The following is a 23857-nucleotide window of genomic DNA, read 5'->3' as shown; positions in this document are numbered from 1 at the left end:
ATGGACACCATGTGGTGGACGAAAGGGCCCAGTTCCGAGGAGATGACCCGGACGCGAGCCGTACTCGGTTTCGACGACGTCAAGGTGCTCGCCTGCGGGCGAGGGGAGGGCACGACCGTCATCGCGGTGACGGAAGGACTCGTCGTCCTCGCCGACGACATGGACTCCGCGGTGGCCTGGCACGAGATCGTCCACGGGGGATGGAACGGTGACACCTCGACGTTGACATGGGACTTCCTGGACGGGGCCGGCGCCTCGGTGGTGCTCGAGAGGCCCGGCAAGATCCCTGAGGTGTTCCGGGCGCGGGTCACCGAGTCCATTGCAGCCACTCGTAGCGTCCCGGTGCGTGGGGGAGATGTCCTCATTGCCGGACGCATTCCAGCCGGCCATCTGGCCGACGCGGAGGATTCCATCACCTGGACGGCGATGGCCAGGGAATCCGCTGATCTCAATGATCCCGAGACTCGGCAAAAGGTGTTGGAGGCTACTGACGCCCTGAAGAAGGAGTGGGGCTGACGGGGCCGACCTGACATGACCGGTCGCAGAGTGTGGCTGACGCGATCGATTTGGCATCAGCCAATGGGTGATGCTAGTGTTTTATCTCGCGCCAGGGCGTTGATCCCCTGTAGCTCAATTGGCAGAGCATCTGACTGTTAATCAGAGGGTTACTGGTTCGAGTCCAGTCGGGGGAGCGCAGGTTATCCCAGATCCCATTCCAGATCTGGGATTTTCCATGCCCATTTTTCATGGACGTGAAAGTGGCCAGCGGAGTGTTTACCGACCGGCCGCTCCCTCGTCAACGGTTTGATCATCCGGTCAGCGGCCTTCCAACTCGGTGAGGAAGTTATCGGCCCACACATCGATCGTCTTGTCGAAGACCTGACGACGCATCGAGCGCATCTTGCGGGCCTTGACCTTCGGCGAGTCGGTGAGGGCCTTCATGATCGTGGCCTTCATGCCGTCGATGTCGTACGGATTGACCATGTAGGCCTGCTTGAGCTCACGAGCAGCACCTGCGAACTCGGAGAGCACCAGGGCTGAGTCGTCGTTGGACCGGCATGCGATGTACTCCTTGGCAACGAGGTTCATGCCATCGCGCACCGGAGTGACGAGCATGAGATCAGCCACCTGGTACATGGCGGCGAGAACCTCACGGGGCACCGACTCGTTGCGGTAGACCACCGCACGATTGGCGATCGTGCCCACCTTGGAGTTGATCTGGCCGACGAGCTGGTTGATGTCATCACGCAGGATCTTGTACTCCTCGACGCGCTCACGCGACGGGGTGGCCAGTTGCAGGAAGACAACCTCATGTGGATCGAGCCTGCCCTCCTTGAACAGCTCTCCCACGGCGCGGATGCGTTGACGAAGACCCTTGGTGTAGTCCAGACGATCGACGCCGAAGATGATCGTCTCCGGGTTGCCCAGATCCTCGCGCAACTTGGTGGCCTCGACCTGGACCTTCTCCGACGTGGCCAGATCGTGGAATCCACGCGAGTCGATGGAAATCGGAAAGTCACGGGCGACGACGTCGCGTCCGTCGGGGGTGTGCGCGCGACCGCGAGAGGCCGTGACACCAGGACGACGCTTGGCCAGACGCAGGAAGTTGGCGGCAGCACCCGGAGTCTGGAATCCGACCAGGTCAGCCCCCAATAGGCCCTCGACGAGATCCTCGCGCCAAGGCAGACGGCTGTAGAGCTCGATTGGGGGGAATGGAATGTGGAGGAAGAACCCGATGCGCAGATCGGGGCGCATCTCGCGCAGGTACTGGGGGACGAGGTTGAGCTGATAATCCTGCACCCACACCGTGGCCCCCTCGGCAGCCTGCTCGGCGGCTTGCTGGGCGAAGCGCCTGTTGACTTTCTGATAGGCCTCCCACCACTCGCGGTGGAAGACCGGCTCGACGACGCAGTCGTGATACAGCGGCCACAACGTGGCGTTGGAGAATCCCTCGTAATACTCCTCGACCTCTTGTGCGCTCAAAGGGATCGGGTGGATGTCGTAGCCATCATGATGGAAGGACTCGACGACCTCGTCGGGAGCACCGTGCCAGCCGATCCATGCGCCGCCCTTGCGCTGCATGACCGGCTCAAGCGCCGTCACCAGACCACCGGGGGAGGACTGCCAGCTGACGTGACCCTCATCGTCGACTTTTCGGTCCACGGGCAGGCGGTTTGCGATGACAAGGAAATCAACCTTGTCCTGGACGGTCTCCGACATCTCTGATCACACCTCTCATGGAGCTCCTGCCGCACAGCAGGCCCACTTTCACGCTATCAAGCAGGAGTTCCCGGCGAGGATGATCCTTGCCATTTGGAGGCTGAGAGTCCGCCAAGGGGCCGATGTGTGTGACGATGGGGCCATGACTGACCGTCCTGCCCCAGCAGAAAAGTCGTGGGCCCCTCTCACGGATGCCGGAAGGGGGCTTCTTGACGCCGTCGCCGCCGACCCGGGCTCAGTGCTGCTTGCCCTGGACTTCGACGGTACTCTCGCCCCCATCGTCGACGATCCCGCCGACTCGGCCATGGCCGAACAGTCCCGAGAGGCGATGTCACGGATGGACGGCAAGCTGGCCACCATGGCGATCGTCACCGGACGCGACGTGGCCGCAGTGCGGCGTATGACCGCCGTCGACGAGGCTCCGGGTCTGGAGCACCTGGTGGTGCTGGGACAGTACGGGGTCGAGCGTTACGACGCCGCATCCGGGGCGCTGCGGGACCCGGAGGTGCCGAAGTCGGTGCGCATCGCCAAGAGGCGTCTCGAGCAGCTCGCCGAGGAACTTGGCCAGCAGGATTCGCGTGATCGTGGCTGTCGGATCGAGGACAAGGGTCGTGCTGTCGCCCTGCACACTCGCCGAGCCGCTGATCCGGCTCACGCCTTGGCCGCCGCAGTGCCGAGAGCCCGTGAGATCGCCGAGGAACTGGATCTCCACTGCGAGGACGGACGCAACATCATCGAGCTCAAGTCCGCCATGGTCACCAAGGCCCAGGCCCTGCGCGAGCTCATTGACGAGGTGACGCCGCGGGTCGTCATCATGTGTGGTGACGACCTGGGGGACGTTCCTGCCCTTAAGGCCATCTCGGAGTGGATCGCGCAGGGTCACCCTGGTGCCCGCGTCGTGAGCTACTCTGACGAGCAGCCGTCCATGGCCGATCACGCCGACATCATCTGTGACCAGACCGAAGGGGTCTCGGCCTTCCTGTCAGCACTCGCAGACCGGGTGCGTCCCACAAAGTGATACACAGTCTTGAAATATAAGACAAAATCGCCCTTTTTTTGAAACCTCAAGTCAACTGTGATTATCTGATTTCAGACGCCATTGATGAACGTTGTGGCGCGGCTGCGGGGCAGTCCCGGGAAAGCTGATGGACGTCACGACGAAATCATCGATCATGGTTCATGAATGGAAGGACGAAAAGGTGAACACACACCGTGTCTGGGGTCATCGTGCCGGTCGATCGGTCATGAGCTCCATCATGATGATGTGTTCGATGTGTCGGTGTTGTTGCTGATCTTAGGTTGATCGCAGAGACCCGGGCAAGAGACGTCACGTCCCTCGTGTCCACGCCAGCGCACACCATGTCCATCCTTGAATCCGCTCCCATCTGCGTGCTTTTGAAAAGATCGCAATGATGTCGCAGGATTGTTCTGAACGGAATTACCCCATGATCCTTACCGGCTTACTCGTTGGAATTGCTTTCGGCTTTGTTATGCAACGCGGTCGCTTCTGTGTGACGAACGCCTTTCGTCAGGTGTGGGTTGCCAGGAGCACCACGTGGATCACAGCTTTTCTGCTCGTGATCGCCCTCCAGGCCATCGGTGTCACGACGTTGACCCAACTCGGCGTCATTCACCTCGCCTGGAAGGCGCTGCCATGGCTCGGCGTCATCGTTGGAGGGCTGCTTTTCGGCGTGTCGATCGTGCTGGCCGGCGGGTGCGCCACCGGAACCTGGTTCCGTAGCGGTGAGGGTCTTGTCGGATCCTGGATTGCCCTGGTGTTCTACGCAGTTGGCGCGGCGGCCATGAAGTATGGCGCCCTGTCGGGGCTCAACCAGTCGGTGCGGTCCTTCACGGCTCCGGTGACGACGATCCCTGCTCTGGGAATCTCTCCCTGGATTCCCACCATCGTCCTGGCCCTTGTCGTCGGCGTCCTGGTGTGGCGTCAGCTGCGCAAGCCGACCCGAAAGGTCGCCACCCTTCCGCCGGAGAAGACAGGTGTCGCGCACTGGCTCTTCGAGGCCAAGTGGCATCCGTTCCTCACCGCGGCCCTCATCTCGGTGATCGCGATCATCACCTACCCGCTCAGCGAGGCTGCGGGTCGTCACGCCGGGCTGGGGATCACCACCCCGACCGGCAACCTGCTGGAGTGGGCGGTGACCGGCGATGCCTCCTACGTCGACTGGGGAGTGTTGCTCGTGCTTGGCATCCTCGTCGGCTCCTTCATCGCCGCCAAGGTATCCGGCGAGTTTCGGGTCCGGGTTCCTGACTCCACCCAGGTCGTCAAGTCGATCGTCGGAGGTCTTGGAATGGGAGTCGGGGCCAGCTGGGCCGGAGGCTGCACCATCGGTAACGCGATGGTCGAGACCGCTCAGTTCAGCTTCCAGGGATGGATCGCCTTCCTCTTCATGTTCCTGGGTGTGGGTCTCGGCACGAAGGTCTTCGTGCTCGGCTTCACCCGACGCGGCCCCGGACTGGGGACGCTGCCAACCGCCACCGTCACTGAAGGAGTGTCATGACCACCCATGTTCTCGAGACCGGTGGGCAGGTGTGCCCGTTCCCGCTGGTCGAGGCTCAGAAAGCTATCGCTGAACTGCCTGTCGGAGACCGGCTGACGATCAACTTCGACTGCACTCAGGCCACCGAGTCCATCCCGGAATGGGCTGCCACGGCCGGGTACCCGGTCACCGATTTCCGAAAGGTGGGTGATGCCGGCTGGACGATCACCGTCGAAAAGGCATGACTCACACGAATCTGTGCACATCAGAATCGCACACTGACTGACTCAAACCTCAATCGAAAGGACTGACACCATGGCGAAGATTGCTCACGACGTCACCGAACTCATCGGCGACACCCCGTTGGTCAAGATCAACACACTCTTCCCGGAGTCGAAGGCCACCGTGCTGGCCAAGCTGGAGTTCTTCAACCCGGCTTCCAGCGTGAAGGACCGCATCGCCAAGTCCATCATCGACGCGGCGGAGGCCTCCGGACAGCTCAAGGCCGGTGGAACCATCGTCGAGGCCACGTCCGGTAACACCGGCGTCGGTCTGGCTCTCGTCGGCGCAGCTCGCGGCTACAAGGTCATCATCACCATGCCCGAGACGATGTCCAAGGAGCGTCGCGCCATCATCCGTCTGCTGGGTGCCGAGCTCGTGCTCACCCCGGGCGCTGACGGCGTTCCGGGTGCCAACGCCAAGGCCGCCGAGATCGTCAAGGAGACCCCTGGCGCCATCCTGGCCAGCCAGTTCGACAATCCGGCCAACCCTCAGATCCATCACGACGCCACCGGCGAGGAGATCTGGAACGACACCGAGGGCAAGGTTGACGCCATCGTCGCCGGCATCGGCACTGGCGGCACCATCACCGGCGTCGGCAAGTACCTCAAAGAGAAGAACCCTGAGGTGAAGACCTTCGGCGCCGAGCCCGCCGAGTCCCCGGTCATCACCAAGGGTGAGAAGGCCCCGCACAAGATCCAGGGCTGGGGGCCGGGCTTCGTGCCGGAAAACCTCGACAAGTCCGTCATTGACGAGATCTTGTTGGTCCCCGGTGATGAGGCCATCGCGCTGGCTCGTCGCGCCGCAGCGGAGGAGGGCGTCATCACGGGTATTTCCGGTGGTGGCGCTTTGCAGGCCGCTGGTCAGGTCGCAGCTCGTCCGGAGTTCGCCGGTAAGACGATCGTTGTCGTCATCGCCGACACTGGTGAGCGCTACCTGTCGACCGCTCTCTTCGAGGGTCTCGTCGGCTGACGACTGATTCGCGGATCGGCCGGTACCCCACGGGGTGCCGGCCGATGTGTGTCACGAGCCAGTGTGGTCGGCGATCACCCGAGCGATCGTCGTCAGCGCTGTTGACAAGGTGTCGTCATCATGGCTGCCGAATCCGAGCACGATCCCAGACACGTGGGCATCGGTCGAGCCCCAATAGGTCGAGAGAGGAGTGACGCCAACCCCCTCGCGACGACACCGCCGGACGACCTCCTCCTCCGATCCGGCAAAGAGCAGCACCGCGTGCAGTCCGCCGTCGATGGGCTGCAAGGTCGCTCCTGGCACCGATCCCAGGGTCTCGATGACGGTGTGGCGACGGCGTCGGTACACCTGACGCATCCGCTGGGTACGACGCCGTAGCGCCCCGGTCGACAGGTAGTCCGCCACGGCCTGCTGGACAATGGCCGGAACGGGTTGGCCGGTGGCCAGGCGCTGTCCTGCGAACGAATGAACAAGGTCGGGTGGGACCACGAGATAGCCACATCCCAAGGTGGGTGTGAGGACGGACGAGAAGGTGCCCAACAAGATGGTGTGTTCCTCGTCCAGAGAGGCCAACGCCGGGAGGGGAGCACCGACGTGACGCAGCTCGGAGTCGAAGTCGTCCTCGACAATCCAACAATCCGCCCGCTCAGCCCATTCGATGACGGCAGCACGACGACTCGCCGACAAGGATCCTCCCCAGGGGTACTGGTGGCTCGGCGTGATGAGCACTGCATCCAGATCCGTCGCGTCACGTCCGGTCGGGAGGCCATCGGGGTCAAGTCCTTCATCATCAGTCGGCAGCCCGACGGTGTGATGGCCAAGTGCCGTCGGTACCTTCCTCAAACTGGGGTACCCAGGGCTCTCGACCCCGATCGTCAGGTGTCGAGATCCATCGCAGAGCACCTGGACGAGCTCGGCCAGCCCGGCGCGGGCTCCGCCGGTGACGACGACTTGACGCGGGTCCGTGAGCAGGCTTCGCATCTGACGCAGGTGCTCGGCGATTTCATGACGCAGCCGTGGGGACCCCAACGGATCAGTGATCCGGCGCGGTCGGACACAGGCTCGATGCCAGGCCGATCGCCAGGCCGAGTTCGCCAGTCCGGCGGTGTCAGGTGCCCCGGGTGTGAGGTCAATTCCGTGACGACGGTGAGGAGATGGGGGAAGGATCGGCGTCGCGGTGCGTCGGTGGAGACCTCGCAGGTCAGGGTTGACCTGGGTGCCCGACCCGCTCGCTGCGACGAGATACCCCTCGGCCTCCAGCTGCTCGTAGGAGGCGACGACGGTACCGCGGGACACCCCGAGCTGTGCGGACAACGCCCTGGTGCTCGGCAGGTGGTCACCGGGGGCGAGCACCCCGTCCATGATGAGCCCGCGCATTCCTTCGCAGATCCGCACCGGCAGCGGTCGGGGATCTCGAGGAAGATCCAGCGGCACGTCGACGACGAGGTCTGGTCTCATCCCGTCCACCCGCAAAGCGGTCCAACAAAAGTGGTCACATATGGATCTTGTCATGAACCACAATTGCCGATTCGATGGGGTTCATGACTCAGAACATCACTGCAACCACTGGAACCACGCGGGTCAAGCGCGGACTGGCCGACATGCTCAAGGGCGGCGTCATCATGGACGTCGTCACTCCCGAGCAGGCACGAATCGCCGAGGACGCCGGAGCCTGTGCCGTCATGGCCCTCGAGCGCGTCCCTGCTGACATTCGGGCCCAGGGCGGAGTGGCCCGGATGAGTGATCCTGACCTCATCGACGGGATCATCGACGCCGTGTCCATCCCCGTGATGGCCAAGGCGCGAATCGGTCATTTCGTCGAGGCTCAGGTGCTTGAGTCCCTCAAGGTGGACTTCATCGATGAGTCCGAGGTGCTTAGCCCGGCTGACTACGCCAACCACATCGACAAGTGGGCCTTCGACGTCCCCTTCGTCTGTGGCGCGACCACTCTCGGCGAGGCTCTGCGTCGGATCACCGAGGGTGCTGCCATGATCCGCTCCAAGGGTGAGGCTGGTACCGGTGACGTCTCCGAAGCTGTCCGTCACCTGCGCACCATTCGAGGCGAGATGGCACGTCTGAGCAGCATGTCTCCTGACGAGCTCTACGTCGCCGCGAAGGAGCTGCAGGCTCCCTATGACCTCGTCGCCGAGGTGGCTCGTACCGGTGAGCTTCCCGTGGTGCTCTTCGTTGCTGGTGGTGTGTCCACCCCGGCTGACGCCGCCCTTGTCATGCAGATGGGTGCCCAGGGCGTCTTCGTCGGGTCAGGCATTTTCAAGTCCGGCAATCCTGCTGCCCGTGCCGCTGCCATCGTCAAGGCCACCACGGCCTACGACGATCCCGGCACCATCGCCGAGGTCTCCCGTGGTCTGGGCGAGGCCATGGTTGGCATCAACGTTGCCGACGTCCCGGCACCGCATCGTCTCGCCGAGCGGGGTTGGTGAGGTGGCTGCGCTCATCGGGGTCGTCGCCTTGCAGGGCGGATTCGCCGAGCACGTCGAGGTTCTTGAATCGCTTGGCGCGACGACTCGTCGGGTCCGTCGGGAGGCTGATCTCGACGGACTCGACGGGATCGTCCTTCCCGGTGGGGAGTCGACGGTCATCGACAGGCTGATGCGCTCCTTCGGGCTCGCTGACCCGCTGCGCGAAGCCATCGCCGGGAGTCTGCCGGTACTGGCCACCTGCGCTGGTCTCGTCGTCCTGGCGAAGGAGCTCGAGGACGCTGCCACGTATCAGCAGACCCTTGGCCTGCTTGACGTCACCGTGCGGCGCAATGCCTTCGGATCCCAGCTCGACTCGTTCGAGGGACATCTGGACATCGACGGTGTGGGCAAGGCAATTCCTGCCACCTTCATTCGCGCCCCTATCGTCACCCGGATCGGGCCCGGTGTCGATGTCATCTCGAGGCTGCCTGACGAAGCTGGTGAGGCCAGCGGAGCCATCGTCGGGGTCAGACAGGGAGCCATCCTCGCCCTCTCCTTCCATCCCGAGGAGACGACCGACGACCGAGTACACCGAATGTGGCTGGATGAGCTGTCCGGCAGGGGCCGCCAGGCTGTGTGAGGGCCAAGTCCGACCCCTCCTGAACACTGTTCAAGGGAGACGACTAGCATTCTGCGCTGTGAGTCCTGAACAGCATCTTCTCGAATACGACAGGCGCCATGTCTGGCACCCCTACGCCCCGACGGTCGGGGCCGACCCGATGCTTACCGTCACCGCCGCTGACGGAGTTCGGTTGCAGCTCCATGACGGGGAGCGCCGCTACGAGGTCATCGATGGCATGGCCTCGTGGTGGTGCCAGATTCATGGTTATCGCAACCCCGTCCTCGACGAGGCCCTGAACCGTCAGAGCTGCCAGTTCAGCCATGTGATGTTCGGTGGTCTCACTCATCAGGCAGCCGTTGACGCCGTCAAGGCCCTCGTCGATCTCGCCCCGAAGCCACTGGATCGGGTCTTCCTGGCCGACTCTGGCTCGGTGGGTGTCGAGGTGAGTCTCAAACTGGCTCGTCAGGTGCAGATTGCGCGCACTGCAGCGCGTGGTGGCACCCTCACCCGTACTCGGATCGCCGCGCTGCGCGGTGCTTACCACGGCGACACCCTCGGCGCCATGAGTGTGTGTGACCCGGTTGGTGGCATGCACGCCATGTTCTCCGACTCGATTCCCCAACAACTCTTTCTGCCCCGTCCGCCCGCCTTCGATGCCGATACCGAGGCCGTCGAGACCTGGTGTGTCCAGGCTGATGAGATCCTTGATGGGCACCGCGACGAGCTGGCCGGCATCATCGTCGAGCCGGTCCTGCAGGGGGCGGGCGGCATGTGGCCGTGGTCTCCGGCATGTCTGAAGCACCTTCGCCAGCGTGCCGATGACCTTGACCTCGTCCTCATCGCAGACGAGGTCGCCACCGGACTCTGTCGCACCGGCAAGCTCTTCGCTTGCGAGTGGGCCGACATCGTTCCCGACATCATGGTCGTCGGGAAATCCATGACCGGCGGGTACATGACCCAGTCCGCGGTACTGTGCTCGAACGAGCTGGCCAGTGAGGTCAGCCGAGGCCCGGGCGGATCCCTCATGCACGGGCCGACCTTCATGGGAAATCCGCTGGCCAGCGCAGTCACCGCGGCCAGCCTGGGTATCGTCGCCCAGGGTGGCTGGGAGGACGACGTCGCCCGGATCAACAAGGTGATGGCCCGTGAGCTGGTGCCGCTGCGTGACCTCAATGGTGTCACCGACGTGCGTGTCTTCGGTGCCATCGCAGCTGTACAGGTCGAGAACCCGATCGTCATGCGTCGCGCCACCCGTACCGGGGTCGAGAACGGGGTGTGGCTGCGTCCCTTCCGTGATCTCGTCTATGCCATGCCGCCCTACATCTGTACCGAGGACGATCTCGTGAGGATGGCTGCCGGAATACGGACGGTCGTCACAGATCAGGTGGAGAACACATCACAGGAGGACTCATGAGGATCACCGATCTCGACGGAATTGTCATCGTCACCGGAACCGACACCGACGCCGGAAAGACCGTCACCACCGCCGTCATCGCCTCGGCCCTGAAGCAGGCAGGCAAGGACGTCCTCATCATCAAGCCTTACCAGACCGGGTTGGCCCCTGAGGAACCCGGCGACGTCCATGACGCAGGTCGCCTCGCAGGTATTGATGCCGACAATCTGGCGGAGTACGTACGCTGTCCTGAGCCACTGGCACCGACGACCTCGGCTGCCCGCGCCGGGATGACGATTCCCTCCATCGAGGAGGTCGCGGCGCGAGTCCTCGTTGACTCCGACGGTCACGACGTAACCCTCGTTGAGGGAGCCGGGGGAATCCTCGTCGGTCTGGACAACGACGGGGCCGGTGTCCTCGACCTCATGGATTCCCTGGCGCGTCGCGGCCACGCACCCCACGTCGTCGTCGCCACCCGCTCGGTGCTGGGCACCCTCAACCACACCGGACTGACCTGCAACGCCATCCGCGATCGCGGGCACCAGGTCGACGCCATCATCATCGGTTCCTGGCCGGCCGAGCCTGACCTGGCCGAGAAATGCAACCTCGAGGAGATCGAGGATGCCGCCGGAGCCCCGCTGGCCGGAGTTGTTCCTGCTGGCATCGGAGAGGACCCCGACGCCGTCCAGCAGACCGCCCTGACATTTGGAGACGCTCAGTGAGCGCAACCCTCGCCCCCGACTCCCAGTTGGAGGACCTGGGCTACCAGCCCAGTCTGAACCGTCAACTTCCCTTTGGTTCGCTGGTGGTCTACGGACTGCTCTTCTTCGTCCCGATGGCCCCGGTTGCCGTCTTCGGCCCGGTGGTCAACCGGTCAGGCGGGGTGCCGGTGCTGGTGTACCTGGTGGCCGCAGCTGTGATGGGGCTGTCAGCGATCAGCTACCGGGAGATGTCCCTGCGCTTCCCGGTCGCTGGATCGGTGTATGGGTACACCCGGTTCTCCCTGGGTCGCACTCCTGGGTTCATCGCCGGATGGCTCATCCTGCTCGACTACATCCTCATGCCCGCCCTGCTGACGGTGCTCTCGGCTGTCGCCCTGGCCCACATCTGGCCCAGCGTGCCGAGGGGGATCTTCGCCGTGGTCTTCGTGCTGGCCTCCATGGCCCTCAGCTTGCAGGGAATGACGGTCACCATCCGAGTTGGCATCGTCTTGCTGGCCATCCAGTTGGGGACGATCGCCATCTTCCTGGTGTGCGTAGGTAGCTCGGTGGCCAGCGGTGACGTGGTGTGGAGCTGGCATGCCCTGTGGCGCCCCGGGACGTCGTGGGCGTCGGTGGCCTCCGCAGTGTCCATCGCCGCCCTGAGCTACCTCGGTTTCGACGCCGTCGCCACCCTCAACGAGGAGGCCCGCGGGGGAGGACGAGCCGTCGGCATCGCGACTCTCTGCCTCGTTGGCTTGCTCGCTGTTGTCTTCGGGGTACAGGTGCTGGCCGCCGGGCTGGTTTCCGACACCACCCATTTCGCTGCCGGAGGAGCGACCAACCGGGCCTTTTACCACGCCGTCGATCAGGTGTGCCCGAGTTGGTTCACCCTGGTCTTCATCGTCGTCAACGCCTTCGTCGCCATCTTCGCCTGTCTGGTCGTCGCCCACTCCTCGACGGCCCGCCTGGTCTTCGCGATGGCTCGTGACAAGGTGATGCCCTCGTTGCTCTCACGTACCAATTCCAAGGGTGTGCCGTGGGTGGCCATCGTCGCCGTCGCCGCCGTCACCTCGATCTTGGCTGTCGCCTTCGATTCCCACGTCGAGACGATGACGACCCTGGTGACCTTCGGTGCGCTGTCAAGCTACGTCTTCCTGCACGCTGACGTCATTGTCCAGTGCGTGTTCAAGGAGAGGTCACACACATGGGTGCGTCACCTCATGGTGCCGATCCTGGGTGCGATCACCTTGCTCATCGCCGTGGCCAAGACCGAGGAGATGACGCGGATCGTGGGCCTCAGCTGGCTCGCGGCTGGTGTCATCGGTGCGATCATCGCTCGGACGCACAGGTCACGTCAGGCTGGGAAATTGACCTCACATCAAGCGTGATTCCATCCCGAAGAGGCCGCTCATCGCCCACACCGTGAGAGAGGATGTTCGCGGGGACGGTGAGCAGGGTTGGCCGGGTGAATCTGCCGATGCGGGCAGGTTGTTGATGGGGTTCGATAACAGAGCCGTGATGGCGGCGACGGCCAGCAGGCCGAGCGAGGTCTGGCCGGAGAGGACGAGACGGTTGATGAGGTCTCCCAGCCCGTTGCTGACGATGGCCTCGACGATGATTCCCAGACACAGAACGAAGGACAGGAAGAGGGGGCTTGGTGGCGCGCAGGGCGCGTCCGGCCCGACTGCGAAGCTCCCGTTGTGATGGACGAACCTCAGTACCATCAGTGACCTTTCCGGAGAGTTTCTCGCGGAACTCGACATGCATCGCCAACCATTCGATGCTGATGGACGCCAGCTATGGCAGGGCCATGACGGCGGTGAGGCGTCCGAAGGTGGGTTCGGGCCGGGCGTCGAGTCGTCTTGTCGTCGTCAGGACGATCGGTGTCAGCAGGATGATGGTGGCGTCGAGGCTGAGAACCTCCGTCGTCATCGACGCGACGGTGAAGACCCACAACGGAAGGCGATTCGAGGAGGATTTCGCGTGAGTGGCCATGAGCTCGCCGGAGTAGCGGAAGACCCCTTCGGCTCGGACAGGGCGAAAACCGCTGCCAGGAAGGTGACGGTGGGCGGTGAAAAGTGTTGGCGACGGCTGGCACGAAGCACGATCACATAGCCATAACGGGGCCGAGGAGGATGCCGGCATCAGCATTACCCGGTAAGGTGATCACTCGTCTCGGGGCGTTAGCTCAGCCGGTCAGAGCAGGGGACTCATAATCCCTGGGTCGCGGGTTCGAGCCCCGCACGCCCCACTTCATACGATCCTGCAATTTGTCCGGGTAGTCCCTGGTCAGCCCCCGCCACTGCGGTTATGGGGTCTGCGGCGTCGAGGTGTGAAATCGTCCGTCGAACCCGGAATGAACATGCCATGGATGGTCATTCATTCGCATGATGAAAGGAATCAATCAATCGGATGTTAAGATGTCAGTTAAATGACGGGTATGAGTCTGCCGTGAAGCGAAAAACTGTGCATCGAGATGCTTTAGGGGATGCACGGTTGGTCGTTTTAGTAATGGTGTCCTGAAGTGCACCATCCCCTCGGTAGCGTGGTCATCGCCTTGGCATAGGAGCCAGGTTATTGATCAACAAGGAGTGTCATTCATGAGATCTATCAAGCTACGTAGGTCGGTTCTTGCCGTCCTCACTGCGGCAGCTACTGCGCTACCGATGACGATGGCAGCCGGTACATCGTGGGCTGCGGATTCGGGAATCACTCCCGATCATCCCGGTGGCGTCGCTGCTCCGCACAGCCCGGATGGCGTCCCGTCGAGTGGCACGGGGCCACAGTTCCGCACCTGGCCGGTGGCTTCCCAGTATTCACACGCGCATGTGGGTACGAATCCAAAGGGAGCTAACGATTTCACGTGCAAGCCTGCGCCAGGTACTCGACCCGTCGTCCTCATCCCTGGCACCGGCGAGGACGCATTCGCCACGTGGTCATATTACGCGCCTGAGCTCAAACTGGCCGGTCTGTGCGTATTCACCTTCAACTACAACATTCAAACGAATCCTGATCGCGAATGGGCTGCCACCGCTGGTGACATTCGTTCCAGTGCCGCGTTCCTGGCACACTACGTTGAGAAAGTACGGGCAGCGACCGGAGCCGAAAAGGTCGACCTGGTGGGGCATTCCCAGGGTGGAGGCCCCCTCCCTCGTGCCTATATCAAGTGGTTTGGGGGAGATCGGGTCGTCAACCATCTGATTGGTCTCGTCCCGTCCAACAAAGGCACCAGTGTCTACGGTTTGGCTACTTTCGTTGGCCTCGACCGGCCCGGAAGCCTGAGCGCTCGGGCTTTGCAGGACTATGCAGACAAGCACAACTATGAGTCGCTTCCACAGCAACTTGCAGGCTCTCGCTTCCTGGGTGAACTCAATGACGGTGGGATGACCGCGCAGGGTGTCCGGTACACTGTCATCAGTACCAAGTATGACGATGTGGTGACTCCATACACCAACGCATTTATCCGTGAGCCTGGAGTAACGAATATCACCATGCAATCAGTGTGCGCCAAGGACCACACGGATCATTTCGGGTTCACCTATGACCCCGTTGCCTTCCAGGTCGTCTTCAACACGTTGCTTCCTGACAAGGCTAAGGCCATCCGCTGCGTATACGTGCCTGGATACATCCAGTGATTGTTATCGCTGTTGCTTCATTGGTGTGATGAGTCCTGTTAGCGCTGGTTGCCATCCTGGCAGCCAGCGCTAACGATGTCATGGCGGTAGTCGAGTGCCATGGCTCATAGGCATGAGGGCCACACTGGATTGGCCATGACGCGAATCAACCCAGCAAAATCCGTATCCGTCGTCCTACCGCAGACTCGTCATGGTGACCGATCATTGGGAAACCACGATCACGCAATATCGGGTGGGCGTTTGAGACGACATACGGATGCCCCACCAGTTCCAGCATGGTGAGATCGTTGGGCATGTCACCAAAAGCAGCGGCGTCAGACGGGTCAATGCCGAGATCCTGACAGACCTGGGCCAGCGCCATACCCTTCGAGACGCCAGGAGCCGCGATCTCCACGAGACCGTTCGTCATGGTGGCGGAGAATGTTGCAGTGCCTCGGTCTCCCACGATCGGATTGACGACCTCGAAGAGCTTGTCACTGGGCAAGTCGAAAGTGCGCACCAACAGCTTGACGATGCGGCGATCGGCTCCCAAGAAGTTCTCGATCGGTCCCTCGCCGTCGGGAGGGCCGCCGATCTGCCAGCGATCAAATCCCTCGTCGGCGAACCACTGAGTGGCCTCCTCTGTGCAGAACAGAGCCTCGGGCAGGGCCTCGCGGACATCGGCAATGATCTCGGCGACACTGGTGGGGTTCATGAAGACGTCATGGAGGACCTCGCCGGTCGCGGCATCGACGTTTACCGCCCCGTTGGAGGCCAACAGGGTCGGGTGGACTGAGCGGAACGGGTCGAGAACCGTCAACCAGCGGTAGGGCCGTCCAGTGGCGAAGACGACGTGGACCCCTGCCTCGGCCGCGGTGAGTATCGCCTCGGTGTTCACGGCGCTGGGCATCTTGTCAGCTCCCAGAAAGGTGCCGTCCAAATCGGTGGCAATGAGGGAGACCATCACAACCTTCCTCGTCCGGTCGGAGATCCTGACGACGTTCCGGTGCCGGCTCCCGGCGACTGCATCGATGGGGTGCGCGAGGGATCCCGTGATGGGTTGCTCGACATGCTCGGTGAAGTGCTGTTACCCGCCGATGGGGACGTGCTGGGTGCCGGGCTACCAGACCCGCTGCTGTTGGATGGCGACGGACTCTGACCTGAACCCTGACCCTGGCTCGGGCTCGAGGAACTGTTGGCAGAACTACTCGACGACGCCGAGGTCGGAACCGGGGGTGGAGGGGGAGTGGGCGGAACGTTCTGGAACAGCAGCACCGCGATGAGCAGGCCGGTCAGGGCGATGAAGATCGTGAGCATCCACGCGACCACGGTCGTTGACCAGCCAGCCCTGTCACGACGGCCCGGCCACGGCAGCGGCCAGGCGCGCACCTGGCCGGGAAGGGTGTCGTCGATCCAGGGCAACCGAAAATTCGGGCCTGCAGGTGACGAGCCCGACAGGGCCGACATGTCGACGGCTTTCAGAATGCGTCGGGCCTCGGCCACCGCTGCTGCCGACCCGTCAAAGATCAAGGCCACCCAGGGGGCCAGGGGCTCACCTCCAGCCCTGGCCGGACCAGTCACGGGGCGGTACAGCCCGCCCAAGCGTCCAGAGTTCTGTCCCGCGCCACCGCGAGCAATGACGGTCTCGGAGTGCAGGTGATTGACCTCCCCTGCCAACCGGTCCCAGGACGCCGGATCACTCGCGGCACCATGGGACAACACGATGATGAGGACGGCCTGGCCGTCGTCATCATGGGCTCCGAACACAGTTCCCGAGGGCATCGCGAGAACACGGACATCGAGCCAGAACTCGTCGACCCTGGGTGGATCGCACGGTTCCAGTGGCAGGGCCTTGATGGGCCACGGGTTACTCGACATCGTCCACCATCTCACCACATTCCGGCCACGACCTCCGAACGACGAGCGTTCGCGCCTGGTGATTTCTCACCGTTCTTGGGCTGCGGCACTCTGACGGTATCGTGAGTGCGGGCCCGTCGCGGGTCTTGCACTAGCCAGGCAGGAGACGTCAGTGAGCACCCAGAACTACTCGGATGGTCAGGACATCGGTAAGGGCAATCAGGATGCCCCGATGTCCAATGACGAGGCTGCTCGCCTCATCGGCCAGGCCATCGGGCAGGTCCAGCGGGTCATCGTCGGCCAAGAGCGCATGGTTGAACAGCTCATGGTCGGTGTGTTGGCCAAGGGCCACATCCTCCTCGAAGGTGTTCCCGGTGTCGCCAAGACCTTGGCGGTGCGCTCCTTCGCGACGGTGCTTGGCGGCAGCTTCGCTCGAGTACAGTTCACCCCGGACCTCGTTCCCTCCGACATCGTCGGCACCCGCATCTACTCGGCCTCCAAGGAGACCTTCGACATCGAGCTCGGCCCGGTCTTCGTCAATTTCGTGCTGGCCGACGAGATCAACCGAGCCCCGGCAAAGGTGCAGTCGGCCATGCTCGAGCTCATGGCCGAGAAACAAGTGTCCATCGCGGGACAGACCTTCCCGGCCCCGTATCCCTTCAGTGTCATCGCCACCCAGAACCCGGTGGAGTCCGAGGGCGTCTACCCGCTCCCGGAAGCCCAGCGAGACCGCTTCCTTCTCAAGATCGACGTTCCTTACCCGAGAGGCGACGAGGAGTTCGAGATTCTGGGCCGGATGAGCGTCAAGGCTCCCGAGCCTCAACAGGTGCTGACCCCCGAGGCCGTCATCGCCCTGCAGGACATGGCCTCCGACGTTTTCGTCCACAACCTCGTCGCCGAGTATGTGGTCCGGCTGGTGCTGGCGACCCGTAATCCCGGCGACTTCGGGATACCCGACCTCGCCAACGTCATCCAGATCGGCTGTTCCCCGCGAGCCACCCTCGGTCTGGTCGCCGCTGCCCGTGCGCTGGCTCTCGTTCATGGCCGTGACTACGTCCTTCCCAGCGACGTCCAGGCCGTCGCCGTTGACGTCATGGCTCACCGTCTGGTGCTCAGTTTTGACGCCATCGCCGACAACGTCTCGGCCTCGGACGTCATCGAGCGGGTCGTCGCCATGGTTCCGCCGCCCACCCCGGTGTGGAACGAGGAGCAGAATCAGGCCTCCGCCCAGCACAGTTATCCCGACGGCTTGGGCCAGTACCCCGCTCCGACGATCCCGCCTGCCCAATTCTGAGGCGGCCCCATGACGCGACCGACATTCCGCGACCCGCAGCCACCATCGGTGGCGCAGACCTTGGTGAGTCCGCCCACCGGGGCGACCCTGCCGCTCAACCAGTTGGCCCCTGAGGCCGCTCTGCGCCGCCTTGAGCTGACGATCGTGCGCCGTCTGGAGGGTTTTCTGCACGGCGACCACCTCGGTCTGCTCCCGGGTGCAGGTGCCGACGTCAACGACGCCCGTCCCTATGAGCCTGGTCAGGACGACGTGCGCATGATGGATTGGGCCGTCACGGCTCGTACCACCGTTCCCCATGTTCGGGAGACAATCGCTGACCGTGAGCTCGAGGTGTGGGCCCTGCTGGATGTCACCGGGTCGATGAACTGGGGAACCGTCTCCATGACCAAGCGGGATTTGGGCATCGCGGCGATTGCCACCATCGGTTTCCTGTCCCAGCGGATGGGGGATCGATTCGGTGGGCTCATCATGCGCCCGGACTCAGTACGTCGTCTACCGGCACGCTCTGGTCGAACTGCCCTCTACGGTCTGTTGCGCTCGATGCTCACCGAACCGATCGTCGCCGACAATGCAGCCGGTGGCATGACCCTGGCCAAGGGAATCGAGAACCTGGCGGCATCGGGGCGGCGACGAGGCATGAAGGTTGTCGTCTCGGACTTCCTCTCCCCGGGAGACAACACCCTCGATCCCAATGACCGTCCTGACTGGGAACGGTCCTTGCGGCGTCTGTCAGTGCGCAACCAGGTGCTGTGCATCGAGGTCGTCGATGCCGCCGAGGTTGACTTCCCCGATGTGGGCGATGTCATGATCCGAGATCCTGAGACCTCCTTCGCCCACTACGTCAACACTGCTGACAAGGCCACCCGGGAGCGCATGAATGCCGCATCCCGAGCCCAGCGGGAGCGGGTGGCGACTGCGATCCGCCGAGCCGGGGCAGGTCACCTGCAACTGCGGACCGACTCCGACTGGGTCACCGACATTGCCCGTTTCGTCCTCGGATATCGCCGCACGGCGGCGATTCTGCACCAGCCTCCGCAGGGGGTGACGAAGTGACGCCATTGGTCCTCGGGCTGCCCGAGGTCAAGACCCCGTGGGTGTTGTGGCTCTTGCTCATCATCCCGGTGTTGCTGGGTTTCTACATCTGGGCCCTGCACCGCAGCCGCTCGACCGCGATGAGGTTCACCAACACCGCGATCCTCGGTTCGGTCATGAGCAGGCAGCCGCAGTGGAAGAGACACATCGCCGTTGCTGCCGCGCTGCTGTGCCTCGTGATGACCACCTTCGCAAGGGCTCGCCCGATGGGCATCGAGAAGGTTCCGCGCGATCGCGCCACCATCGTCGTTGCCATCGATGCGTCCTTGTCCATGAAGGCTGACGACGTCTCTCCCACTCGTCTTGCAGCTGCCAAGTCCAAGGCCAAGGACTTCATCAACAGCCTGCCGGGCGGGTTCAACGTGGCGGTCGTCAGTATCGCCGAGCATCCCGAGATTCGGATGCCGCCCTCGACCGACCGACCCACCGTCCTTCGTGCCGTTGACGGCATTGACCTGCAGGACGGCACCGCCCTGGGAGCAGCCATCGACACGTCCCTCCAGGCCGTCAAGATGGCTCCAGGAGCCAAAGACTCCAAGGATCCCGTACCGGCAGCGATCGTCATGCTCAGCGACGGCGGCAACACCCAAGGTGGATCGCCGCTGGTGGCCGCCAATCGCGCAGCTATCGCCAAGGTGCCGGTGTATACCATCGCCTTTGGCACCGAGACCGGGTATGTCGACGTTGATGGGACCCGCGAACGGGTCGCTCCTGACACCACGGTCCTGTCGGCCATTGCTGACCGTACCAACGGTCAGTCCTGGGCCGCCGACTCGGCTGACAGGCTCCAGGAGGTTTACAAGCAGGTGCACTCCTCGGTGGGTTATGAACCGGTCAAGAAGGAGGTGACGTCGGCCTGGGCCTTCTACGCCTTCTGCTTCGCCGTCGTCTCAGGGTTGGCGACACTGTCGGTGGCGGTGAGGTGGCCATGATGACTCTCATCGCTTTCGGACGTCCCGAACGGCTGTGGTGGCTGTTGGTGCCCCTGGCATTCCTCGTGGTCTATCTCATCGTCGTCATGTGGCGTCGCCAGCCTCGTCAGGGCCGCAACGAACTCAAGCGGTTGTTGCCCAGCTCCCGACCGTGGAAGCAGCATCTGGCGATGGGGTTGTCGGTTGTGTCGATGGCCACCATGGTGTTGGCCTTCGCCCAGCCAAAGGCCCACCACGAGGTGCCACGGGACAGAGCCACGATCGTCGTCGCCATTGACGTCTCGCGATCCATGGTGGCCACCGACGTCGATCCTTCCCGGTTGTCAGCGGCCAAGACCGCAGCCAAGGAGTTCCTCGGCAATCTGCCGCCGCGGTTCAACGTTTCGCTGGTGAAGTTCGCCGCCTCGGCCCAGATCGTCGTCCCTCCCACCACTGACAGGGCCGCTGTGTCGACCGCGATATCCAACCTTCAGGTGTTGCCGTCCACCGCCATTGGCGAGGGGATCTACTCCGGCCTCAACGCCTTGACACTGGTGCCAGACGACCCGAAGCATCCCGGGCACAAGCCTCCCGCGGCCATCGTCTTGTTGTCGGACGGCGCCACCAACGTTGGCCGTCCGTCCCTGGAGGCCGCCAAGGATGCCGGACGCGAGAACGTGCCGGTGTACACCATCGCTTATGGGACTGCAGGCGGGTATGTCGTCGAGGGTGGTCAGCGCCAGCCCGTTCCGGTCAACCACTACGAGCTCGCCGCGGTGGCGAAGGCTTCCGGAGGCGAGAAGTTCTCTGCGGAGTCTCTGGGTCAGCTCTCTGACGTCTACACGTCGATTGCTCAGTCTGTCGGTTACGAGAAGGTCTTCGGTGAGGTCACCGACAAATATGTCGGCGTCGCCCTGGCCCTCATGGTGCTGACGGCGGTCTCCGTCGTCACCCTGTGTGCGCGCTGGCCCTGACCAGTCGTCCCGACCAGGAGTAGATTCTTCGACGTCTTCGCAGAAGGAGTTCTCATGAGTGTGGCCGACAATCTGACGGCTGTACGTACTCGCCTTGATGACGCCTGCCGGGCCTGTGATCGCGACCCCGCCGAGGTGTCCCTATTGCCGGTGTCCAAGACCAAACCACCGAGCATGGTGGAGGAGGCCTATCATGCCGGGTACCGACTCTTCGGGGAGAACAAGGTGCAGGATGCCCTGGCTAAGTCGGAGCTCATGGACGCCGATCACCCTGGGTTGGAGTGGGCCATCATCGGTGGACTGCAGACCAACAAGGCCAAGTACGTCGCTCGATTCGCCACCGAGTTCCAGGCCTTGGACTCCCTCAAGGTGGCTCGCGAGCTCGACAAGAGGCTTCACAAGGAGGGACGACAACTGCGCGTCCTGGTGCAGGTGAACTCGTCGGCCGAGCCCCAGAAGTCCGGTATAGCCCCCGAGGAGGCCGTGGACTTTGCGAGGGAGTTGGCCGCCTTCGACTCCTTGGACGTGCGAGGACTCATGACGGTGGCCCTCAACAGTCCAGATCCACAGGCGGTGGCTGACTGCTTCGACACCGTCGTCGGGGTGCAGGAGAAGCTGCGCCAGGAAGCCAACGAGGTCTCTGACTGGACCGAACTGTCCATGGGGATGTCCGGAGACCTGGAGATCGCCGTCGCGCACGGATCCACCCAGGTGCGTATCGGCACCGACATCTTCGGAAGCAGAACCGATGCTGCGGAGATCTGGCGTCCCTGAATCCGGTCGTCTATCGTTGAGGTGTCCGTACCGCACCACTGCAGGGGAAGGCACGTGGTACCGGGAGGACGACCGTGGAGACAACACAGCTGGCCGGTGGAACCCTCTTCATCCACTCGGCGCCGACGGCATTGCGCAGCCATATTGAATGGGCCGCCGATGCCGCCTTCGCCATACCCACCCCGCTGCGCTGGACAAGCCAGCCCGTGGAGCCCGGAAGTTGGCGGGCAGAAACCTCGTGGCGTGGCGACGTCGTTGACGCCGGCAAGTTCATCTCCACCGTGGCGGCCTGGCTGCGGGTTCGCGTCGAGATGACGGTCGAAACCGGGGCCGTTCCGCATCGTTGGAGCGTCACTCCGAGCCTGGGAATCTTCTCCGCGCACACTGATGAAGCCGGATCGGTCCTCGTCGACGAGATGAGGTTGCGCACCGCCATGACGGCTTCACGAAAGACCGGGCGTCGGCTTGACGATGAGATCTGCGATCTGCTTGGTGAGCCCTGGGACGTCGAGCTGGAGGCCTATCGCGCGTGCGACCCCTCCCTGGCCGTTTCCTGGCTCTCCCGCGAGGTTGGCTGATGAGACACGACGAGGCCCCGGTCACCGACGGTGACCGGGGCCTCGCGCGTTGAGTCAGCGGGTGGCGTTGGCGTTGGTGAACGCCAGGGTGACATTGTGTCCGCCGAACCCGAAGGAGTTGTTGAGGGCGACGAGGTCGCCGTCAGGAAGATCCGTCGTCCTGGTGGCGATGTTGACCTCGAGTCCCTCCTCGAGCTGGTTGGCGTTGATGGTGCCAGGAACCTTGCGGTCCAGCAACGCCATCACAGAGGCGAAGGACTCCAGAGCACCGGCTCCACCGAGCAGGTGTCCGGTCATCGACTTGGTACCGGTGACGAGCACCTGATCGGTGGCGTCCCCCAATACCGCGGCGATGGAGTGAGCCTCAGCGGTGTCGCCGAGCGGGGTGGAGGTGGCGTGGGCGTTGACATGGTTGACGTCAGAGGGAGAGAGGCCCACCGAGTGGAGAGCCTTGCGCATCGCGGAGGCCTGACCCGAACCGGTCGGATCGGGTTGGACGATGTCGTGGGAGTCGGCGGAAATGCCGGATCCGCCGAGAGTGCCGTAGATTTTCGCTCCGCGCGCCTTCGCGTGTTCCTCAGTCTCGATGACCATGATTGCCGCGCCTTCACCGATGACGAATCCGTCACGGTCGACATCCCAGGGACGGGAGGCGTGCTCGGGGTCGTCATTGCGGGTCGACAGCGCCTTCATCTGGGCGAAGGCAGCCACCGGCAGCGGGTGGATGATGGCCTCGGCGCCACCGACGACGGCGATGTCAGCTCGGCCCAGACGAATCTGGTCGAGGCCGAGCGAGATGGCCTCCGACGAGGAGGCGCAGGCCGACACCGGGGTGTGGACGCCTGCCTTGGCATGCACCAGCAGGCCGATGTTGGCGGCCGGAGCATTGGCCATGAGCATCGGGACGGTGAACGGGCTAACCCGCTTGAATCCCTTGTCCTTCTGGATGTCCCACTGTCCCAGCAGGGAGTGCAGACCGCCGATACCGGTGGCACAGCAGACCACCAGACGCTCGGGATCGATGCCGTTGGAGTCACCGGTTTCGTCGTCGGACTCGGGAAGTTCCAGACCGGCATCGGCCCAGGCCTCCTTGGCGGCGACGAGGGCCAACTGGCTGGAGCGGTCCAGGCGGCGAGCCTGCGGGCGTGGAATGTGATTCGTCGGCTCATCCACCACCGAGGCGGCGAACTTGACGGGGACGTCGTCCATCCAGTCGAAGTCGAGGGTGTGCACCCCGTTTCGACCTTCCAGTAGCCCCTGCCAGGTGGTGGGGGCATCGGGTCCCAGCGGTGTGGTGGCCCCGAAACCTGTGATGACGACGTCGCTCATGAGTACTCCAGTATCGGTGATGGGTTGGGATGGGCCGGTGTCTGGGGCAGGTCCGCCCCGGACACCCTGGAATCAGCCCTTGTGCTCGACGATGTAGGTGACGGCGTCGCCAACGGTCTTGATGTTCTTGGACTCCTCGTCGGGGATTTCAACGCCGAACTTCTCGTCACAGGCGTAGATGATCTCGACCATGGAGAGGGAGTCAACGTCGAGGTCGTCGACGAAGGACTTCTCAAGGGTGACCTCGGACTGGTCGACACCGGTGATGTCGTTGACGATGTCAGCCATGTCGGCGAGGATCTGGTCTTTGTCAGCCATGATGATTGTTCCTT

General features: G+C 63.4%; 25 protein-coding genes and 2 tRNA genes. 19 read left to right on the top strand and 8 right to left on the bottom strand.

The window, feature by feature from the left end; translation table 11 throughout:
- Positions 1–516, top strand: a complete 516-nt coding sequence (locus ACUCCZ_RS06105; RefSeq protein ID WP_435916709.1) for a hypothetical protein — start codon at positions 1–3, stop codon at positions 514–516.
- Between the two features lie 103 nt (positions 517–619).
- Positions 620–692: transfer RNA gene (locus ACUCCZ_RS06100), tRNA-Asn, on the top strand.
- A 124-nt stretch (positions 693–816) separates the two neighbouring features.
- Here the strand turns inward: ACUCCZ_RS06100 and ACUCCZ_RS06095 are convergent.
- Positions 817–2220 (bottom strand): alpha,alpha-trehalose-phosphate synthase (UDP-forming), encoded by a 1404-nt coding sequence (locus tag ACUCCZ_RS06095; RefSeq protein WP_435916708.1) that lies wholly within the window; start codon positions 2218–2220, stop codon positions 817–819.
- A 124-nt stretch (positions 2221–2344) separates the two neighbouring features.
- Here ACUCCZ_RS06095 and otsB point away from each other — a divergent pair, with 124 nt between their 5' ends.
- From otsB to cysK, 4 genes are all read left to right on the top strand, one after another.
- Positions 2345–3238: a trehalose-phosphatase gene (gene otsB / locus ACUCCZ_RS06090; protein WP_435917028.1), complete on the top strand. Its 894-nt coding sequence runs from the start codon at positions 2345–2347 to the stop codon at positions 3236–3238.
- A gap of 493 nt (positions 3239–3731) precedes the next feature.
- Positions 3732–4736: a YeeE/YedE family protein gene (locus ACUCCZ_RS06085; RefSeq protein WP_435916707.1), complete on the top strand. Its 1005-nt coding sequence runs from the start codon at positions 3732–3734 to the stop codon at positions 4734–4736.
- A complete protein-coding gene (locus tag ACUCCZ_RS06080; protein ID WP_435916706.1) occupies positions 4733–4960 on the top strand; it encodes a sulfurtransferase TusA family protein in 228 nt (75 codons plus the stop codon). Before ACUCCZ_RS06085 ends, ACUCCZ_RS06080 begins: the two co-directional genes overlap by 4 nt.
- Positions 4961–5030: 70 nt before the next feature.
- Complete coding sequence (gene cysK / locus ACUCCZ_RS06075) at positions 5031–5966, top strand: cysteine synthase A (protein WP_435916705.1); 936 nt, start codon at positions 5031–5033, stop codon at positions 5964–5966.
- Between the two features lie 51 nt (positions 5967–6017).
- On the opposite strand, the gene pdxR is transcribed toward cysK, so the two are convergent.
- A complete protein-coding gene (pdxR, locus tag ACUCCZ_RS06070; protein WP_435916704.1) occupies positions 6018–7424 on the bottom strand; it encodes a MocR-like pyridoxine biosynthesis transcription factor PdxR in 1407 nt (468 codons plus the stop codon).
- Between the two features lie 143 nt (positions 7425–7567).
- Here pdxR and pdxS point away from each other — a divergent pair, with 143 nt between their 5' ends.
- The 5 genes from pdxS to ACUCCZ_RS06045 all read left to right on the top strand — a co-directional run bounded on the left by pdxS (position 7568) and on the right by ACUCCZ_RS06045 (position 12490).
- Positions 7568–8407, top strand: a complete 840-nt coding sequence (gene pdxS / locus ACUCCZ_RS06065; RefSeq protein ID WP_435917027.1) for a pyridoxal 5'-phosphate synthase lyase subunit PdxS — start codon at positions 7568–7570, stop codon at positions 8405–8407.
- A 1-nt stretch (position 8408) separates the two neighbouring features.
- Positions 8409–9026 carry a pyridoxal 5'-phosphate synthase glutaminase subunit PdxT gene (gene pdxT / locus ACUCCZ_RS06060; RefSeq protein ID WP_435916703.1) on the top strand — a complete coding sequence of 206 codons (618 nt, stop codon included), beginning with the start codon at positions 8409–8411 and terminating at the stop codon, positions 9024–9026.
- Between the two features lie 139 nt (positions 9027–9165).
- Positions 9166–10422 carry an adenosylmethionine--8-amino-7-oxononanoate transaminase gene (bioA, locus tag ACUCCZ_RS06055; protein WP_462981561.1) on the top strand — a complete coding sequence of 419 codons (1257 nt, stop codon included), beginning with the start codon at positions 9166–9168 and terminating at the stop codon, positions 10420–10422.
- Positions 10419–11123, top strand: coding sequence for a dethiobiotin synthase (bioD, locus tag ACUCCZ_RS06050; RefSeq protein ID WP_435916700.1), 705 nt, complete (start codon positions 10419–10421; stop codon positions 11121–11123). Before bioA ends, bioD begins: the two co-directional genes overlap by 4 nt.
- Positions 11120–12490: an APC family permease gene (locus ACUCCZ_RS06045; RefSeq protein WP_435916699.1), complete on the top strand. Its 1371-nt coding sequence runs from the start codon at positions 11120–11122 to the stop codon at positions 12488–12490. Before bioD ends, ACUCCZ_RS06045 begins: the two co-directional genes overlap by 4 nt.
- Here ACUCCZ_RS06045 and ACUCCZ_RS06040 read toward each other — a convergent pair.
- Complete coding sequence (locus ACUCCZ_RS06040; RefSeq protein ID WP_435916698.1) at positions 12476–12826, bottom strand: hypothetical protein; 351 nt, start codon at positions 12824–12826, stop codon at positions 12476–12478. The two genes, ACUCCZ_RS06045 and ACUCCZ_RS06040, sit on opposite strands and share 15 nt — an antisense overlap.
- Before the next feature lie 73 nt (positions 12827–12899).
- On the bottom strand, positions 12900–13097 hold the full coding sequence (locus ACUCCZ_RS06035; RefSeq protein ID WP_435916697.1) for a hypothetical protein: 198 nt from the start codon (positions 13095–13097) through the stop codon (positions 12900–12902).
- A gap of 182 nt (positions 13098–13279) precedes the next feature.
- Here ACUCCZ_RS06035 and ACUCCZ_RS06030 point away from each other — a divergent pair.
- Positions 13280–13353, top strand: a tRNA-Ile gene (locus ACUCCZ_RS06030).
- 415 nt (positions 13354–13768) lie between these two features.
- The gene (locus ACUCCZ_RS06025; RefSeq protein ID WP_435917025.1) at positions 13769–14737 is read left to right on the top strand and encodes an esterase/lipase family protein; all 969 of its coding nucleotides are present in this window, start codon (positions 13769–13771) and stop codon (positions 14735–14737) included.
- Positions 14738–14882: 145 nt separating this feature from the next.
- Here the strand turns inward: ACUCCZ_RS06025 and ACUCCZ_RS06020 are convergent, their stop codons facing one another.
- Positions 14883–15680, bottom strand: a complete 798-nt coding sequence (locus ACUCCZ_RS06020; RefSeq protein WP_435916696.1) for an HAD family hydrolase — start codon at positions 15678–15680, stop codon at positions 14883–14885.
- The gene (locus tag ACUCCZ_RS06015) at positions 15680–16594 is read right to left on the bottom strand and encodes a hypothetical protein (protein ID WP_435916695.1); all 915 of its coding nucleotides are present in this window, start codon (positions 16592–16594) and stop codon (positions 15680–15682) included. Before ACUCCZ_RS06015 ends, ACUCCZ_RS06020 begins: the two co-directional genes overlap by 1 nt.
- 151 nt (positions 16595–16745) lie before the next feature.
- Between ACUCCZ_RS06015 and ACUCCZ_RS06010 the strand changes: the two genes are divergently transcribed.
- The 6 genes from ACUCCZ_RS06010 to ACUCCZ_RS05985 all read left to right on the top strand — a co-directional run bounded on the left by ACUCCZ_RS06010 (position 16746) and on the right by ACUCCZ_RS05985 (position 22196).
- A complete protein-coding gene (locus ACUCCZ_RS06010; protein ID WP_435916694.1) occupies positions 16746–17867 on the top strand; it encodes an AAA family ATPase in 1122 nt (373 codons plus the stop codon).
- Positions 17868–17915: 48 nt separating this feature from the next.
- Positions 17916–18920: a DUF58 domain-containing protein gene (locus ACUCCZ_RS06005; RefSeq protein ID WP_435917024.1), complete on the top strand. Its 1005-nt coding sequence runs from the start codon at positions 17916–17918 to the stop codon at positions 18918–18920.
- On the top strand, positions 18917–19891 hold the full coding sequence (locus tag ACUCCZ_RS06000) for a VWA domain-containing protein (RefSeq protein WP_435916693.1): 975 nt from the start codon (positions 18917–18919) through the stop codon (positions 19889–19891). The genes ACUCCZ_RS06005 and ACUCCZ_RS06000 overlap by 4 nt, the downstream gene beginning before the upstream one ends.
- Complete coding sequence (locus ACUCCZ_RS05995) at positions 19882–20844, top strand: VWA domain-containing protein (RefSeq protein ID WP_435916692.1); 963 nt, start codon at positions 19882–19884, stop codon at positions 20842–20844. The genes ACUCCZ_RS06000 and ACUCCZ_RS05995 overlap by 10 nt, the downstream gene beginning before the upstream one ends.
- Positions 20845–20898: 54 nt before the next feature.
- Positions 20899–21618 (top strand): YggS family pyridoxal phosphate-dependent enzyme, encoded by a 720-nt coding sequence (locus ACUCCZ_RS05990; protein WP_435916691.1) that lies wholly within the window; start codon positions 20899–20901, stop codon positions 21616–21618.
- A gap of 74 nt (positions 21619–21692) precedes the next feature.
- A complete protein-coding gene (locus tag ACUCCZ_RS05985) occupies positions 21693–22196 on the top strand; it encodes a DUF3145 family protein (protein WP_435916690.1) in 504 nt (167 codons plus the stop codon).
- A gap of 54 nt (positions 22197–22250) precedes the next feature.
- Here ACUCCZ_RS05985 and ACUCCZ_RS05980 read toward each other — a convergent pair whose 3' ends face one another.
- Both ACUCCZ_RS05980 and ACUCCZ_RS05975 read right to left on the bottom strand, forming a co-directional pair.
- A complete protein-coding gene (locus ACUCCZ_RS05980; protein ID WP_435916689.1) occupies positions 22251–23525 on the bottom strand; it encodes a beta-ketoacyl-[acyl-carrier-protein] synthase family protein in 1275 nt (424 codons plus the stop codon).
- 72 nt (positions 23526–23597) lie between these two features.
- Entirely contained in the window at positions 23598–23843 is a 246-nt protein-coding gene (locus ACUCCZ_RS05975; RefSeq protein WP_435916688.1) for an acyl carrier protein, read from the bottom strand.
- Positions 23844–23857 lie beyond the last annotated feature (14 nt).

The organism is Cutibacterium nasicola (assembly GCF_052654715.2).
The sequence above is the reverse complement of the archived record's forward strand: the minus strand, read 5'-3'. Positions and strand labels throughout refer to the sequence as shown.